This window comes from Spirosoma sp. (genome assembly GCF_048594605.1).
In the GTDB taxonomy this organism is placed as follows: domain Bacteria; phylum Bacteroidota; class Bacteroidia; order Cytophagales; family Spirosomataceae; genus Spirosoma.
Window position 1 is genome coordinate 1 of sequence record NZ_JBMDWV010000420.1, and the last position, 16,018, is coordinate 16,018.

General features: G+C 45.4%; 14 protein-coding genes, 1 tRNA gene and 1 pseudogene. 8 read left to right on the top strand and 8 right to left on the bottom strand.

All coding sequences use genetic code 11. The features are described from left to right. Positions 1–296, top strand: a 296-nt coding sequence (locus ACOJS8_RS26225; RefSeq protein WP_420151520.1) for an integrase core domain-containing protein, incomplete at its 5' end; no start/stop codon positions are given. Between the two features lie 374 nt (positions 297–670). On the opposite strand, the gene ACOJS8_RS26230 is transcribed toward ACOJS8_RS26225, so the two are convergent. The 8 genes from ACOJS8_RS26230 to ACOJS8_RS26265 all read right to left on the bottom strand — a co-directional run bounded on the left by ACOJS8_RS26230 (position 671) and on the right by ACOJS8_RS26265 (position 6,995). Next, positions 671–1,012, bottom strand: coding sequence for a hypothetical protein (locus ACOJS8_RS26230; RefSeq protein ID WP_420151521.1), 342 nt, complete (start codon positions 1,010–1,012; stop codon positions 671–673). 259 nt (positions 1,013–1,271) lie between these two features. Further along, positions 1,272–2,651 (bottom strand): hypothetical protein, encoded by a 1,380-nt coding sequence (locus tag ACOJS8_RS26235; RefSeq protein WP_420151522.1) that lies wholly within the window; start codon positions 2,649–2,651, stop codon positions 1,272–1,274. 44 nt (positions 2,652–2,695) lie between these two features. Next, complete coding sequence (locus tag ACOJS8_RS26240; protein ID WP_420151523.1) at positions 2,696–2,968, bottom strand: helix-turn-helix domain-containing protein; 273 nt, start codon at positions 2,966–2,968, stop codon at positions 2,696–2,698. A 96-nt stretch (positions 2,969–3,064) separates the two neighbouring features. Then, positions 3,065–4,363 carry a hypothetical protein gene (locus tag ACOJS8_RS26245; protein WP_420151524.1) on the bottom strand — a complete coding sequence of 433 codons (1,299 nt, stop codon included), beginning with the start codon at positions 4,361–4,363 and terminating at the stop codon, positions 3,065–3,067. Between the two features lie 201 nt (positions 4,364–4,564). Continuing rightward, positions 4,565–4,638: transfer RNA gene (locus tag ACOJS8_RS26250), tRNA-Asn, on the bottom strand. 76 nt (positions 4,639–4,714) lie between these two features. After that, positions 4,715–5,029 carry a hypothetical protein gene (locus ACOJS8_RS26255; RefSeq protein WP_420151525.1) on the bottom strand — a complete coding sequence of 105 codons (315 nt, stop codon included), beginning with the start codon at positions 5,027–5,029 and terminating at the stop codon, positions 4,715–4,717. Positions 5,030–5,120: 91 nt separating this feature from the next. After that, positions 5,121–5,750, bottom strand: a complete 630-nt coding sequence (rsmG, locus tag ACOJS8_RS26260) for a 16S rRNA (guanine(527)-N(7))-methyltransferase RsmG (protein ID WP_420151526.1) — start codon at positions 5,748–5,750, stop codon at positions 5,121–5,123. A gap of 81 nt (positions 5,751–5,831) precedes the next feature. Beyond that, positions 5,832–6,995, bottom strand: coding sequence for a glycosyltransferase (locus ACOJS8_RS26265; protein ID WP_420151533.1), 1,164 nt, complete (start codon positions 6,993–6,995; stop codon positions 5,832–5,834). Between the two features lie 159 nt (positions 6,996–7,154). Between ACOJS8_RS26265 and tgt the strand changes: the two genes are divergently transcribed. The 7 genes and pseudogenes from tgt to ACOJS8_RS26300 form a co-directional block, all read left to right on the top strand. Beyond that, complete coding sequence (gene tgt / locus ACOJS8_RS26270; protein ID WP_420151527.1) at positions 7,155–8,285, top strand: tRNA guanosine(34) transglycosylase Tgt; 1,131 nt, start codon at positions 7,155–7,157, stop codon at positions 8,283–8,285. A 135-nt stretch (positions 8,286–8,420) separates the two neighbouring features. Further along, a complete protein-coding gene (locus ACOJS8_RS26275) occupies positions 8,421–10,742 on the top strand; it encodes an SLBB domain-containing protein (protein ID WP_420151528.1) in 2,322 nt (773 codons plus the stop codon). A gap of 4 nt (positions 10,743–10,746) precedes the next feature. Next, on the top strand, positions 10,747–11,859 hold the full coding sequence (locus ACOJS8_RS26280) for a GNVR domain-containing protein (RefSeq protein ID WP_420151529.1): 1,113 nt from the start codon (positions 10,747–10,749) through the stop codon (positions 11,857–11,859). A gap of 53 nt (positions 11,860–11,912) precedes the next feature. After that, positions 11,913–13,205: a nucleotide sugar dehydrogenase gene (locus ACOJS8_RS26285; RefSeq protein ID WP_420151530.1), complete on the top strand. Its 1,293-nt coding sequence runs from the start codon at positions 11,913–11,915 to the stop codon at positions 13,203–13,205. A gap of 9 nt (positions 13,206–13,214) precedes the next feature. Then, a complete protein-coding gene (locus ACOJS8_RS26290) occupies positions 13,215–14,243 on the top strand; it encodes a CgeB family protein (protein WP_420151531.1) in 1,029 nt (342 codons plus the stop codon). Then, positions 14,236–15,477 (top strand): polysaccharide biosynthesis C-terminal domain-containing protein, encoded by a 1,242-nt coding sequence (locus ACOJS8_RS26295; RefSeq protein ID WP_420151532.1) that lies wholly within the window; start codon positions 14,236–14,238, stop codon positions 15,475–15,477. The genes ACOJS8_RS26290 and ACOJS8_RS26295 overlap by 8 nt, the downstream gene beginning before the upstream one ends. Further along, a pseudogene (locus ACOJS8_RS26300) lies at positions 15,474–16,018 on the top strand (hypothetical protein); the annotation flags it as partial. The gene ACOJS8_RS26295 and the pseudogene ACOJS8_RS26300, both read left to right, overlap by 4 nt.

The window sequence follows — 16,018 nt, forward strand, 5'->3', positions numbered from 1 at the left end:
ATGCTACCATCAGTATGACTGAGTCAGGTGACCCCAACGAAAATGCAATGGCCGAGTGGGTGCTTCGCTCGCTGAAAGATGATTGCAAATTGGCTCGTGGTTTTATTTCTTTTTCAACAGCAGAGGAAGCAGTGGCCAGAGCGATCAATGCATATAACACAGTTCGTCCCCATGCATCGTTGAATTATTTGACTCCGCATCAGATGCATCAACGTAAGCGAAAGCCCAGGCTTCGCTGGTATCCGTACAAGAAAGTCAGGTACGGAAATGTACAATATGAGGGCGCTTTTCGCTGATTTTAATATCTTTCCAACTCAATCATTAGCATACGCGTTCAGTTATTTAGTTCACGGTTTTCGCTTATTCATGGTTTTTCTGGACGGTTAACCCCTATCAGCGGCGTGTCGTCGATCGGCCAGACTTTTCGCGGACTTGGTGATCGAAGACTATTTTTTTAATTTATTTTGGGATAATGCGATTATGTATGAGCGCTGAAATCGCCCTTTGTAAGGTTAATTTAACGGCTTCTAATCGTACCAAAAAATGACATCTAGCAATGAAGCAGCGGCCGGCCAGCCAGCTTGCTAGCAGGTCTTCTAATCGTACTGGAATTGAAATTTTATTAACCAGTTAATAACAACCTACAACTCTGCCAAATATATTTATCGTCTTACAACTCAATTGTAGCTGGGCGAAATACATCAGGCCTGATCCAATACTCACTACGTTTCTTTTTTTTGATGAGGTCATATTTAGCTAGCTCTAAAATTCCTTTGTTGACATAGCTCTTTGGCGTCTGAATTAAACTCGCCAGCTCATCCAGAGTGGCTACAGCATAACCATCCCAGTTTAGCTTGCTGGCCAATAGAAGTAATACACGTAATGAAATAGGACTCAATATGGCTAGCAAGCTTGCCTGATAGTCTGTAGCTGAGAAAATGACTATATGTTGCCTCTGCTTACCACTCGAATACGGATTTTGGTTATGATAATATAGGACGTTAGCAGCCATTTTAGTTATTATGAAAATTTTTGGTTCTGTCTATTTAGAAAGTATTCACAGTTGAATATTAATCGGAAGCTACAAATGGCTAACTTTGAGTGTGTTAGCGTTAAATGTTAGCCATCGTAGCAAAATTTGCTGTCGCGAGTATCGTCAGGGACTACCGCCGGGAACCTCCCCTAGGGATAAGTCGTTTTTTCCTACCCCCCGATATCGACCAAAAAGATTACAAAAGAATGCTTTTGTAAAGCGTGTGATTCATATTCAATTAACCATCGTCAGGTGATTCATTCCAGATAATGTCCCACGAATCAACTCGAAGTCGGACTAACTTTCGAAACGTACGGTAACCTCTCGATCGATACTTACATAAACGGTTGATATTTATTCGCAGAGTATATTTTCGTCGCCATTTTTGAAACCTGTTTTTCTTAATATACAACGGGGCTTTAAGAGCCAATCGACGATACCCTTTTGGCAATCTTACCATCATGCCCAAATTCTTTATCTTTCTCGATGGTATAGAGAGAAGTCCAGTTAGGATGCCAAAGCCTCTTTCACAATGAGATGAGCTAGACGCTGAAGGAAACCAGACAACAACAGCAACATTCTTTATTTTGCTGTTTAAGCCACTTGTGTTGCTTGTTTCTGCTAAGATTTCTCCATTGTAATGTTTTCCCCAATTAATTAGGGTGAAATCATTACACTTCCTGTCGACTGGGCCAGTGTTCGCTTCTAGTAAACTGGATGTATTAGATTTGAGTTTGGTTAATTGTTGCCACTCTAGCTGTAGTCGATAACTAAGCGCTTTATGGATACGATACTGGCTATACGTAGCTATAAGCTCTTGATAAAGTTTTCGGTAATAGACGCGCATCCGGCTTGGCAAGTCACGCCAGAAGCTGTGTCTTTCAGCTTGGATATATAATTGCCGTTCAGGCGCTGATAAAAATTTTTCGTCGAGTGGTTCCAGGAAAAGACAGTCTTTGAAGAGACCTAGCAGTTTTTCGCCTAAAAGGCTTACTTTATAAGGATTCGTCAAGTCGGCTAAAAACCGAATACCCATTTTGTGTAACTGCCGACTCTTATGACAATCATATTCAAATCGGACTAGTGGATAGGGTAAACGATACTGCAAGCTTTTATCGTAAAGCTTAATCCGATATTCATTCAACTGACATTCTATCCCTTTTCCCGCTCCCCGAATGGTCTTCATGGGCACAAACGGTTTGCGAGCTTTATAACAGATTAGGCGATCAATTAGGTAATCAGGCGAGAAATAAGGTTGGTGTAAGGCTGAAAGATTAAGATTCACTCCTACTTCAAGCGTAAGAATACGGCCCTGTGAGAAGTCGTAACAAAACTGATCGGAGAGCCATTTAATATCCTCCTGAAAGTTGGTCAATGTATAAGCTGAATAATTTTGCAAGCCGTTATTGTGGAACTTAGCCCACGAGCCTTTCATGATAACTCGGCCCTCATCAGGATAAATGACAAAAGTAAAATCCCGATATTTTGTGCGCGTGTGCGTTTGCTTCAAAATACCGCTTTCACGCTCGCTAACATCATCGAACTGTAGCTGTGGACTCTTCAGCAAGATATCACTCAACTCACCCGAGTACTCTAGGCAGATGTTACAGAAAGGCATAGCTTGACCAAGTTAAACCTTGCTTCAGTAAAGCAGAGAAATCCTTATTCATGACTCACCTCCTTTCCATCCAGATATGCCAGCAACTCGTCTTTAAAAAAGTAGAGCCGTCCAAATTTCTTGCGGTGTGGAATCCGCTTAATGTTTTGGTAGATGGTTTGCTCAGCGATTCCTAAGAATTCAGCTGCATCGGAGATCGAAAGAGGTTTATACTCAATAGGAGCGGGAACGGGGGGACTTTGTTGCTCTATGAGAGCTGATACCATTTCCTTAATGGTATATACGTCATCCTGCAGTTGTTGAAAGTTAACAGTCATCGGCGTTGTCGTTTAAGCCGATGCAAAACAGATAAACAAAAAGTGCCGTTAGCAATGCCGGCACTAAAAGCGGCACTGCTAGCGGCATTGGTTTTTTTATTGCTTGTAGCTAATTCGTTTGTTTTTAGCAGTTCTCCGACTTGGTTTCAGATAACTTGTCACAGTACCTTGCTTTATTTCTTGCGGGTCACTCGCTGAACCTATCCGGAACCAATGGGCAATCCATTCAGCAATTTCTATTTTATTATTAGAAATGTAATTCGCATTATGAGCTTGTCGGAACACAAGAACCCACGCGTTAAGTTTACAATCAATGATGAGAATAGGGCTAGTAATCTGATTGCCTTTCAAAACTAGCTGTAGCTTCTCTATATCTTTAGGCTGGACGAAATCCTTAAGAGCAGTAAACAGCAAATCAACTTGGTCAAAATCTATTTTAATCTTTGGTGGCTTGGCTACCTGCTCTGCATTTTCCTTTAGGAGAACAGCTTCTGTATTTGAAAGAGCAGTCCTACTATCAAAAGTAGCCTCTTCTTTAGTTTGAACTAAGCCTTTGTTAGATAAACTGTTGGCTTGCTCAATAGCATCAAATTCTTCCAGAGCTTTTTGATGTAACAACCCTTCTTGTTTTAACGTGTAGAGTTCAAGCCTCCCTGTTAGTATTCTAATGAAGTGCTCAGGTGATAGTTCCTGTTTGAAGAACTTTGGTACACTAGGCATGACTCCTGATATTTCAGCTTGTTTGATTTGAAATTTCATTTCAGTGATCATGGTTTGTAGCCAAAGGATATTCCGTTGAAACGGGGGATGGTCAAACTGGGCCCAGTACATTTTATCATAGGAATGCGCAGCATCACGTACATTTTTCTCGAAGGAAGCTAGAGCTATGTCTATGGCTGCTTGATCAAAGGATTGTCCGATACGAAGCAATTCTTGATATGCCGTTACATACGCGAGTGTTTTGTAAAACTCTAACTCCTTTGGGTGAATGAAGTCAAACTGTTTCTCATCATCACCCTCAAAATCCAAGAAACGAACTAGTAATTCTTGCCAGTCAATAGGAGAATCTTTAGGAAAGAGCAGAATTCGCTTTTTTAAATGACTAAATTCCAATCCAGGGACTAACATTGGTAGCCCTGCATAGAATAATTTTAGGTGGAAATGCAGAAAATAATTAATTAAATTAGTCTGTACCTTCTGGTGCTTAAGGGTAACACATAGCCAGAATTGATTTTGTATAGCTGCACTATGCTTCCTTACCTTTGTTATAACTTGCTCATCATACTTATTATGTAAAGTTACAATAACGAACAGCTCAGCTAATACTATTGGGCATGTCAAGCGCTTACGGATATAAGCATCAATCTCCTCCTGTGAGAATTCATCGTCAATCATCGTATCTGAGATAATAAGAAAATCGCGACTAGAGTAATGAAATTACAGGGTGGAATTTAAAGTAGTTTCTTAATAATTACAAAACCGCGGACTTATTGAACAAAAAGGAACGGCTCAATGGCGAAGTGTGTATTGCAAGTTGTATTGCAACTAAATAGAAAAAGCACTCACAAAATATATGTAAGTGCTTGATCTTCAGTGCTCCCGAAGCTGGGCTCGAACCAGCGACCCTCTGATTAACAGTCAGATGCTCTAACCGACTGAGCTATTCGGGAGTATGTCGGTTAATCGTGGTGCAAAACTAGTGTAAAACACTATAACGCGCAAGACGTTCTTTAAAAAAAACATCAATTACCGCGTCGGACCACCAAAAGTGTCTGAGCCATAATGGGGTACATTTTGAAGAATCAGCTCCTTGATCCGGCGGGCATCACCTTTGGTAAAATTGTTAAGTACAATTTCTGGTCGGGCACGGGGAATAACCCTTACGGTAGAAAAGAAGAGACCGTTGTCGATTTCAACCCCGGAAATATCGGAGTAGAACACAAAGTTATCTGTACCACCAATAAGCTTCTTCTCCCGAAACGTTACGCCTTTGTCATTGAATTCAACCTCGTCGCGCTTGATAGGATCTTTAAAACTACTGCTGCGAAATATTTCTGCCATGATTGCTGAATGTATGAATCAGGATTATACCAGAGAGAATTTGCTGAATTAAAATTTTGTTTATTTCCTCTTGTACCGGTCCTGGCTCAAACTATTTTTTAGGGATGTAAATTACTTTCTTCGTTTCAAAAAAGGGCTCTTCAAAATACTCTGAGAGTTCATAAACCCGGTAACGATCAGGTACTTCAGCTAGTTCATCCGCCAAATCACCCCCTTTGAGATACAAAACGCCATTCGGTCGATCGTTGTTACCAGCTTTGTGAATTTTATAGCGAACCCAACCCAAAAAAGGCTTCAGACGCGTTACAGCCCGGCTTACTACAAAATCGTACGTAGTGTTCAATTGCTCAACACGAATCTGTTCCGCTTTTACGTTTGTCAAATTCAAGGCGTCAGCCACTTCCTGCACAACCTTTATTTTCTTACCAATGCTGTCTACCAGATGAAAGTCGACCAGTGGGAAAAGAATCGCCAGCGGAATTCCGGGGAAGCCTCCTCCTGTGCCAACATCCAAAATCTCGCTACCAGGCTTGAACTGTACAATTTTAGCAATACCGAGCGAATGCAATACGTGCTTTTCGTACAATGCGTCAATATCCTGCCGCGAGATAACGTTGATTTTGGCGTTCCAATCTCGATAAAGCCCGTCCAGCGCAGCAAAACGTTCTTTCTGCTCAGCGGTCAGATTGGGAAAATATTTGATAAGAAGATCAATATTCATAGGAGTACTGTAAAATGAATAATTCAGAATACCGCTAAATCAGTCAGGCCTTCGCTCACTAACCCTTTTTCATTTACGTTCTTAGCGCCAGTGCAAGTGCTTTTTTCGCTTTGTAATGAGCGTTTTTGCGCCCGCTAAACCGTAATAAACAGCCAGTAGCAGATCAATAAACGGTACTATCATCCAATGAATGGTATGACCAAGTCGGTAGCTGATGCGGCCGACAATTGCCCAAAAAGCCAGCATCCGCAGCGTGAAAACGCTCGTTCCTGCCTGCAAAAGTAACCATTCGTTGGTGGTAAAGGAACGGTCTTGCAATTGATGGGCCAAAACAATCAGCCCCACAACCAGCGCCATCAGCCAACTTAACACATAGGAACCTGTGAGCAGACCCAGCCGTAATTTATGCCCCGCTTTATAATATTTGCCAACATTCAGATGGCGACGTTTTTGGAGTTGCCAGTCTGTCCAGGTTTCTTTGGGTTTCGACCAGGTGAACGTAGCAGGATCAAGGCACACAGCCGTATTACGTCCTGTAGCAACTTCATTCATGAAAAGGTCGTCATCACCGCCTACTACGTTGATGTGCGAATAAAAACCGCGGTTGGCAAAAAATACCTGCGTTCGGTAAGCCAGGTTTCTGCCGACACCCATATACGGACGGCCTGCCAGGGCCAGTGAAAAATATTGTACGGCCGTAAACAGCGTTTCGGAGCGTATTAGCAGGTTTAGAAAACCTGGTCGGTGTTCGTACGGGGAAAATCCCAGGACTATGTCTTTACCAGGGTTAGTTAGTGGCGACACCATATTGGCTATCCAGTTGGATGAAGCGGGACGACAATCGGCATCGGTAAGCAGTACCGTCTCGTAACGGACTTTTTTAAGCGCAATAGTCAGGGCGTATTTCTTGGACGTTACGTGTTCGTGTTCCTTGTTGATCCGAATGAAGCGAACGTAATGAAGGTCCCGAATTCCATTTTCCAGAAAAAACTGCGTACCATCGGTTGAGCGATCGTCCATGACCAACACCTCAAAATTGGGATAATTCTGGGCATTTAGCAGAGGCAGGAGTTCCATTAAATTCGCCAGTTCATTTCGGGCACATACTACGATACTGATTCCCGGATCGACATGCACATTTGCAGGGGTAGGTTGGCGGTAAAACGCCGTTCGGGAGAAAACGAAAAGAATAAAAATAAGCTGAATACTGAGCACCAGAAGCCAGATCATCAGCAAGCCTGTCATCACAAGTGAAGCGATAGATGTTCCGCAAAGATAGGCGTGTACAAAGGAGGAACAAGGGGCATCCGCTACGCTGCGGTTTAACCTGGTGACGCACTAGCCAATCCGCCTGGTCGACCCTCTGCCCTTTGCCCCATCCGCTACGCGCCGTATCTTTGCTGTATGACATTTTCGATTACTGCCCATGACCCGCAGTCAAAGGCCCGAACGGGTACGCTGACGACTGATCATGGACCAATTCAGACGCCAATTTTTATGCCAGTTGGCACGGCCGGTACGGTAAAAGCGGTGCACCAGCGCGAACTCGAAACCGATATCAATGCCGAAATCATTCTGGGAAATACATATCACCTTTACCTGCGGCCGGGACTTGATGTGCTACGTCAGGGAGGGGGATTACACGTTTTCAATGGGTGGCAACGGCCTATTTTAACCGATTCGGGTGGGTATCAGGTATATTCTCTGTCGAATACGCGTAAAATCAAAGAAGAAGGCGTTACGTTCAAATCGCACATTGACGGCTCCAGCCATCGATTCACCCCCGAAGGCGTAATGGATATTCAGCGGACGATTGGTGCGGATATCATTATGGCGTTTGATGAGTGTACGCCGTACCCGTGCGAGTATGAGTATGCTCGAAAATCGATGGAAATGACGCACCGTTGGCTGGATCGGTGCATTACCCGTTTTGATGAAACAGAAGGACATTACGGATATCGACAGACGTTATTTCCGATTGTACAGGGTAGTACGTATCCTGACCTGCGTCGTCAGTCGGCAGAGGTAATTGCCAGTAAAGAACGCGAAGGAAATGCCATTGGGGGACTGGCTGTGGGCGAACCTGCCGAAGAAATGTATGCCACGATTGCTCTTGTCAACGAAATTTTACCCGCCGATAAACCTCGCTATCTGATGGGGGTCGGAACGCCCGCTAATATACTCGAAGCCATCGCACTTGGCGTCGATATGTTCGACTGCGTAATGCCGACACGTAATGCCCGGCATGGTCTGCTGTTTACGACGCAAGGGATCATGAACATGAAAAACGAAAAATGGAGCCGCGATTTCAGCCCGATTGATCCAGGTTTGGGCGGATACGCCAGTACGTTCTATTCAAAAGCGTATTTGCGCCATTTATTCAAATCGGAGGAGCTGCTCGGCGCTCAGATTGCCAGTTTGCATAATCTGACGTTCTATTTATGGCTTGTCCGGCAGGCGAGAGCTCATATAGCCGCAGGCGATTTTGTTCCCTGGAAAAATGAAATGGTCGTTCGACTGATGCAGCGGTTGTAACATCATCAGTCAATTTTGTTCTGAACATCGGAAAGTCTCTTAGTTCGTATGCCTGAGAGACTTTTTTCATGCATATACGTCTCACTCCTGTCTGTTTTTTGTATACATAGTCGAGAAATTAATTTATTTATTGCGATGTTCTTTGGCAGCTTCCTTTGCCGACCTCTACCCGTGTTCCTGGCGATTGTTCTGATCAGCAGACTAGTAACAGCTCAACAGCTGGCTAATCTGACCGACGAGCAGGTGCAACAGTTTGTGCAACAGGCACAGGATAGTGGTATGACAGAATCACAGATAGAAACATTGGCCAGAACTCGTGGATTTACGCCCAGCGACATCAGTCGAATGCGACAGCGAATCAGTCAGTTACAGGCTACTACCAGTAAAGCCGGTTCAAAAGCCGAAACGAACGTAGTGCGCGAACAACCTGCTACACCTGCTCCGCCTGTTATTATGAAGTCGTTGCCGACGCCGGTCTTTGGCGCATCGTTGTTTGCGAACACCAGTTTATCCTTCGAACCAAATCTGCGAATTCCTACCCCTCGGAATTACGTTATCGGTGCCGATGACGAACTGATTATTGATGTGTACGGCAATGCGCAGCAAACGTATCGCCCTAAGGTTAGTCCAGAAGGCAGTATTCGCATAGAAAATCTCGGACCGATTTATGTAAATGGCCTGACAATAGAACAGGCTGAACAACGTATCGTCGGACGATTACGATCGCTTTACCAGGGACTTAACGCAACGAATAGTGGCGTACACGCACAGGTTACGCTCGGTAGCGTTCGAAGCATCAAGGTTACTTTGTTAGGGCAGATTGTTCGTCCTGGTACGTATACCTTGTCGTCGTTAGCGACCGTTTTCAATGCGCTGTATGCCGCTGGTGGGCCATCGCCCGAACAGGGCTCTTTTCGCAACATTCGTGTGTACCGCAGTAACCGACTTATTCGGACACTCGATATTTACGACTTTCTGCTTCGTGCCGACCAGAAGGATAATATCCGCTTACTGGATCAGGATATTATTTTTGTTGATCATTACAGTGCACGCGTTGAACTGTCTGGCGAAATAAAACAGCCGGGTTTCTATGAAATTCGTTCGGGAGAAACGCTAAAAACAGCGCTAACCTTTGCTGGAGGTTTTACCGATCGGGCGTATACATCATCGGTTCATCTGCGTCGGAATACGTCCAGAGATCATCAGTTAATAACGGTTCAGTCGTCCGATATTCCACAATTTATACCTCAGGCAGGCGATCGATACGTAGTTGGATCCATTCTGGAACGTATCGAAAATAAGGTCAATATCAGCGGGGCCGTATTTCGTCCCGGTGATTTCGCCTTGACGGAGGGCTTGACCGTTCGGCAAATTATTCAGAAGGCTGAAGGCTTACGGGAAGACGCTTTCCTGAATCGGGCTACGCTCCGACGATTGCGAAAAAACCTTGACCCTGAGATTATTTCGATCGATCTGGGAAAATTGCTACGTAGTGAAATCGCTGATATAGGCCTGCAACGCGACGATCAGCTTCATATCAGCTCGGTGAGCGAGTTGCGGCAAAAACGTACCGTTTCGATTCAGGGAGCCGTCAACAAAAGCGGTACGTTCGACTTTATCGACAGCATGACGGTGGCACATCTCATTTTGCTGGCCGACGGTTTTACCGACGCAGCCATTTCATCACGGATGGAAATTGCCCGGCGGGTTAAAGACGATACGAGCGATCTGGCAGGCAATCAGAATATCCGAGTTATTACGTTCGCTATTGATCAGAATTTACGGCTTAGTCCAGGCGATGCCAAATTAACGTTACGCCCATTCGATCAGGTATTTATACGGTCATCGCCACGGTATGAAGCGCAGAAGGGCGCTAGTGTTTCGGGCGAAGTCATCTATCCCGGTTCCTACGCTATTCGTACCTCTACAGATCGGATTACTGATCTTGTTATTCGGGCCGGGGGTTTAAAGCCGGATGCGTATTTGCCAGCCGCTCGTTTCATGCGACGGGGCGAAGTGGTCTCGCTTGATCTTCGGGAAATTTTGGAGAAGCCGAACGTAGCCGGAAACCTGTTACTGGAAGATGGCGACGTATTGACCTTGCCTCGCCGACCGGATGTTGTTCGGATTCGGGGCGAAGTATTGAATCCGGCAACGGTTGAATTTGATCCGCAGAAATCATTTCGAGACTATGTTGACGAAGCTGGCCGGTTTACAAATAAAGCCCTGAAACGGAAAGTCTACCTGATTGGGGCTAATGGGAAAATTAAACCAACGCGCTCTTTTTTAGGCATTCGTTCTTATCCAAAGCCGGAGCGCGGGGCTGAAATTGTGGTGCCAGTCACTCCGGCTAAAGAACCGTCCAAAACGTCATCGACTGAGCGGGCTGCCTGGCTAACGGTCATTGCGTCAGGTGTGGCAGTTATATTAACAGCATTACGCTTGTTTGCCAGCTAGGATTATGCTAACTCAGACTCAACCGACTTCCTTAATAAACCGCTGGTTTCCCCCGTCGTTGGGCGTAGTGGTACAAATAAGCTGGCAGGAACGCAAACGGATTCTGATGATAACGACTGTTGTTACCGTGTTGGGGGTTATAACTGCGCTTCTGCTAACACCGGAGTTCCGGTCAGAAGCGCGAATAATGCCTGAAATGAACAATGGCTCGGGCGATATGTTTAAACGACTGGCTTCCGTAGCGGGATTTGCGGGTATGGATTTCGCGGAAGCCGAGGGACTTGACGCTGTTCGGCCAGATCTGTATCCGAATATATTACAAAGTACGCCGTTTGTACTTTATTTAATCGATCAGCCTGTTACGACAGCGGACGGCCATTTCAGCACCATTGGTGCGTTTTTATTACCCGAAAGCACTGACTGGTCATTTAAGCGATTGTTTACGTTTGGTCGTAAAGCGGATGAAACACGTGTGCTACGTAATAAACCCGCTGGACCTGTTCGATTGTCGGTCCGACAGCGTGATCTGGCTGATGAAATCAGTGAACGAGTCAGTGCCAAGCTTGATACGCGGTCGGGTATTATTACAATCACAGCCACTATGCCGGATGCCAACGTAGCAGCCGCCGTAGCGCATTTGGCAATGGATTATCTGACTCAATACGTAACGAGCTATCGCACCGGCAAAGCCCGGCAGGATTTGCAGTTTTATACGCAACGGCTAAACGAGTCTCGTCAACGTTATCAAACCGCACAACTAAGTGTGTTTCGTTATAACGATCAGCATAAGTACTACGTTGTACAGGCCGCTACGATGGATAAGCAACGTCTGGAAGCGGAGTTGAGTATTGCTCAGACGGTCTATACAGAATTGTCGCGTCAGTATGAACAGGCTAAATTGAAAGTGCAGGAACGGACGCCTGTTTTTAAAGTACTGGAACCCGCACAGATTCCGCTCAAACGGATCTCGCCCAGGCGGACGTTAATTGTACTGTTTTCGGCGTTAATCGGATTTGTACTTGGCTTTATGAGCATATTGGCCTATCAAACGAATGTTTTGAATAACCTGCATATGCTGGCGACGGGAGGTAAAATTACTGGAGAGCCAGACAGTTGACAATTCCTGCGGAGTTTCAAAAGACAATCACCAACTTAAACCCATTCACCCCATTGTTAAAAGACCTTCAACAAAAAAAGAAACAAATTGCCGTTGTCGGACTGGGCTATGTCGGCTTGCCTGTTGCCCTGGCGTTTGCCCGGAAGTTTCGTGTTATTGGGTACGATATTGATCCCGATCGCATAACCATGCTGCAACGGGCCGAAGATCCTTCACGGGCAGTTTCTCCCGATGCATTTGCTGATGTCGACATTACGTTTACAGCTAACCCCGATGTACTGAAACAGGCGCATTTTTTCATCATTACTGTACCTACGCCCGTTGATGAGTACAAAGTGCCGGATCTGAAACCGCTTCATCTTGCTTCCGAACAGGTCGGTAATGTCTTAAAATCAGGTGATTATGTTATTTATGAATCGACGGTTTATCCTGGCTGTACGGAAGAGGATTGTTTGCCTATTCTGGAAAAACAGTCAGGGCTAAAACTAGGACTTGATTTTAGGCTGGGGTATTCGCCCGAACGAATCAACCCCGGTGATAAAGAACGTACTCTGACTACGATTTTAAAAGTAGTATCGGGGAGCGACGACGTAGCATCTCAGGTCATTAGGGAGGTGTATGGTAGTATTGTTCAGGCTGGAATCTACGTAGCACCAACCATTAGGGTAGCCGAGGCCGCTAAAGTTATCGAAAATGTTCAGCGCGATCTGAATATTTCGCTCATGAACGAGCTGGCCATCATTTTTGATAAATTGAAAATTGATACCCACGAAGTGATCAAGGCCGCTTCTACTAAATGGAATTTCCTGTCGTTTACACCGGGCTTAGTAGGCGGGCATTGCATTGGCGTTGACCCGTATTATTTACTGCATAAAGCTCGTCAGGTAGGGTACGACCCGCAGGTAATACACTCCGGCCGACGTATCAATGACGGCATGCCGGTCTACATCGCTACGAAGCTGGTTCAGATGCTTCTTCAGAGCAAGAAGCACGCTCGTCAGGCCAAAGTGCTGGTCATGGGGCTAACCTTTAAGGAAAATATAGCCGATATCCGTAATTCAAAAGTGGCGGATCTGGTGCGTGAGCTTATGAAGTATGCAATCAATGTGCACATCGTAGATCCGTACGCATCGCCAAATGAGGTGGCTCAGGAATATCGCCTAACGCTGATGGATAAACCCTCCGCTCAGTACGATGCCGTGGTGGTAGCCGTAGGCCATGATGAATACAAAACGTTAGAGGTACCCTACTTTAAATCGCTCATGAATGAGTCACCTATTTTGCTGGATTTAAAGGGGTTATACAACGTAGCGAAAGAAGATCAAATTACGTACTGGCGTTTGTAAAGGGATACTATGCACGTAGTTGTTGTAGGAAGTAAAGCGTTCGATTCGCTGGAGTATCACCTGGCTGATTCACTCAGGATGCTGGCCCATACGTCCATTATTCTGGATGTCACAGACATCATGCCTGTTCCGGCAAAAATCAATTATTGGGGGTCGCGTTTTGTTGAACGCTACGACCGGATGGTAAGTCAGCGGTTGGCCAATAAAATCGTGTCGCTGGGTCCTGATCTGGTTTTGGTTGTGTATCGGCACCTTCATCCAATACTGGTAGAGCGAGTGAAGCAGCAACTGCCCGGTACGCCTGTCGTTCAAATCAATCCTGACCACCTCTCGAACCTGGAAAAGCAGCAGATTATCGCGGCTGATTTTGACTGTTATTTTTCCAAAGAGCCTTATATCGTTGATTTTTTACGGAATAAAGCCGGACTGAATGCGCATTATCTGGCTGAAGGGTTTAACCCGCGCGTACATCAAAAGCCGACCGTTGAAAAATTTGTAGCTGAATGGCTCACCAACATTGACGTACTGATCTTTGGGAATTTGTATGCCTACCGCGCACGCATGGTTGACCAACTTATTCGGGCAGGAGTAAATGTAGCGGTTTATGGTACGCAAGGGCCTTACCTGATACCGGCGGTGAGATCGGCTTTTCGGAAGCAGTATTTAGTTGGCGAGGCAAAGAATCGACTCTTGTATGGCGCCAAAATTGTTTTCAATAATTTTCATTACGCTGAGGTTACATCCGTCAATCAAAAGTATTTCGAAGTCAACGGAATCGGCGCTTTTCAGCTATCTGATTATAAGGCTACTGTTGATGAATATACGGGTGTTCCATCCGAGCAGGTAACCTACCGTACATTGCCGGAAGCGATTGATAAAATTCGGTATTACCTGGCTCACAGCAGCGAGCGTCATGAACTGGCGCAGCAGCAATACCAGCATTTTCAGCAACAGCATACATTCGATCGGCGGGTTGAAACGCTGTTGCGTACCGTCGGTTTGAGTGAGTCGTCTGTGTATGAGGAATGGGATGCGTAAGCTATGGCTGTCCGGTCCTGCCCGGTCATTAGGAATACTGATTAGTGGGCAGGGTATTTCGGCACTGGCAGGGCTGGTCTACGGCAAAATGACAGCTATTTATATTCATCCTGACACTTGGGGCGATTACAATCTGTGGTTTATTACGATGACGTTACTGCATAGCCTTTTTGTTTCGCCCACGCTTCAAGCCTTTAAAGCCGCACTAGGGCACTTTGAAGGGAGACAGGTTGTTACGTTCTACAGTCGATGGCTGGGAGCAACATACCTGCTGCTGGCCGGGCTTATGCTGCTGAGCGGGTTATATTACCAAAATACAATTTTTGTCCTATGCTGGATGACTGTAGCGGGACAAGGAATATTTCAGTTTGGGAGTAATTATCTGAATGCATCAGGCCAGCACCGCCAATATACATTGCTTCAAACGGGCTATAGTATCAGTACGTTAGTAAGCTTTGGGTTTCTTGTCGTTGCTCTCAATCAACGTACCGTTAGCGGACTTTGGCAGGCCACACTCCTGACCAATGTTTCATGGGCGGTTCTGGCAGTCTGGCAGTTAGCAGAGGCTAAATCCGATGGTTTCAGATCGAGCGCTGGCGCTGAAGCTGCGGCAATCTATACAGCTTATAAACGATACGTATGGCCGTTATTGAGCTTGGCCTTTTGGACCTGGCTTATCAATTATGCAGATCGATACCTTATCGGCTTGTATCTCACAGATGCCGATGTGGGGCAGTATGCAATGGGCTATAGCCTGGGCTCAAAACTACTTATTGCTGTGGCCCCTTTACTCGCATTTCTATCTCCGCAGGTCTTACAACTGAGGGCGATCGATTGCTCCCACGCAGCTGTAAATCAATTCATTGTCTTTTATCTGATTCGCTACGTATGGCTGGCAGGTGCAGCTTGTTTCGTATTCTATATATTCCGTAACTGGGTAGGAGAGTTGTTGCTCTCAAATCAATATGTGGTCGCATTTTCAGTCGGTCCCCTGGTAGCGATCGGTTATTTGTTCCTGACGAGTACTCACCTGCTCGAACTAAAATGGTACACATTCGGGCAAACGCGACTTATATTATACCATAACGTAGTGGGCGCTGTGTTGAACATTGTCTTTAATCTGTTGCTCATTCCCCGGATGGGAATTATGGGTGCGGCTTTGGCTACGTTAATAGGCTTTTTCGGACAATTTATACTGGCGTACTGGCTGTTCACAAAACCGACGGAGTCATGAAACGAGTTCTGATAAGTTTTCTGATCTTTTGCCTGGCGATTCGTTTCGTAAACAGTACGTTCCCGGAAGCGTTAGCCGTCGCTTTATCAGCCTACACTTTTCTGACGTTCGTTCACCGCATTGGAAGCCGAATTGCTTTGTTAGAGTGTATCGTTTTTATTGCTACGCTTGAAATTCTGCTCGTTCCGGCCATTACGTATTGGGTCTTTTCGGCGTCCATGCCCATTGAGTCAGCTCATTATTTCGGCTACGCTCTGCCCGCTTTTTGTGCATTTTATGTAGGGATAAACGGGGGAATACGTAATCGTTCTGATCAGTCAGACCTGCATTATTTTCAATTGGTTCGTCAGTATTTGCAGAATAAACAGTCGGCTGGGATAGTTTTATTTCTGATTGGTACAGTTGGTTTCCTGATTAAAACGGTTGTTCCGGAAGCACCGAGTTTTACGAGTACGCTGCCTTATTACTGTCTGTTTATCAGCGTGTTCTATACATATTATTCGCAAAGCTCGTATCGGTTGCTGATTGCTGCTCTGGTAGC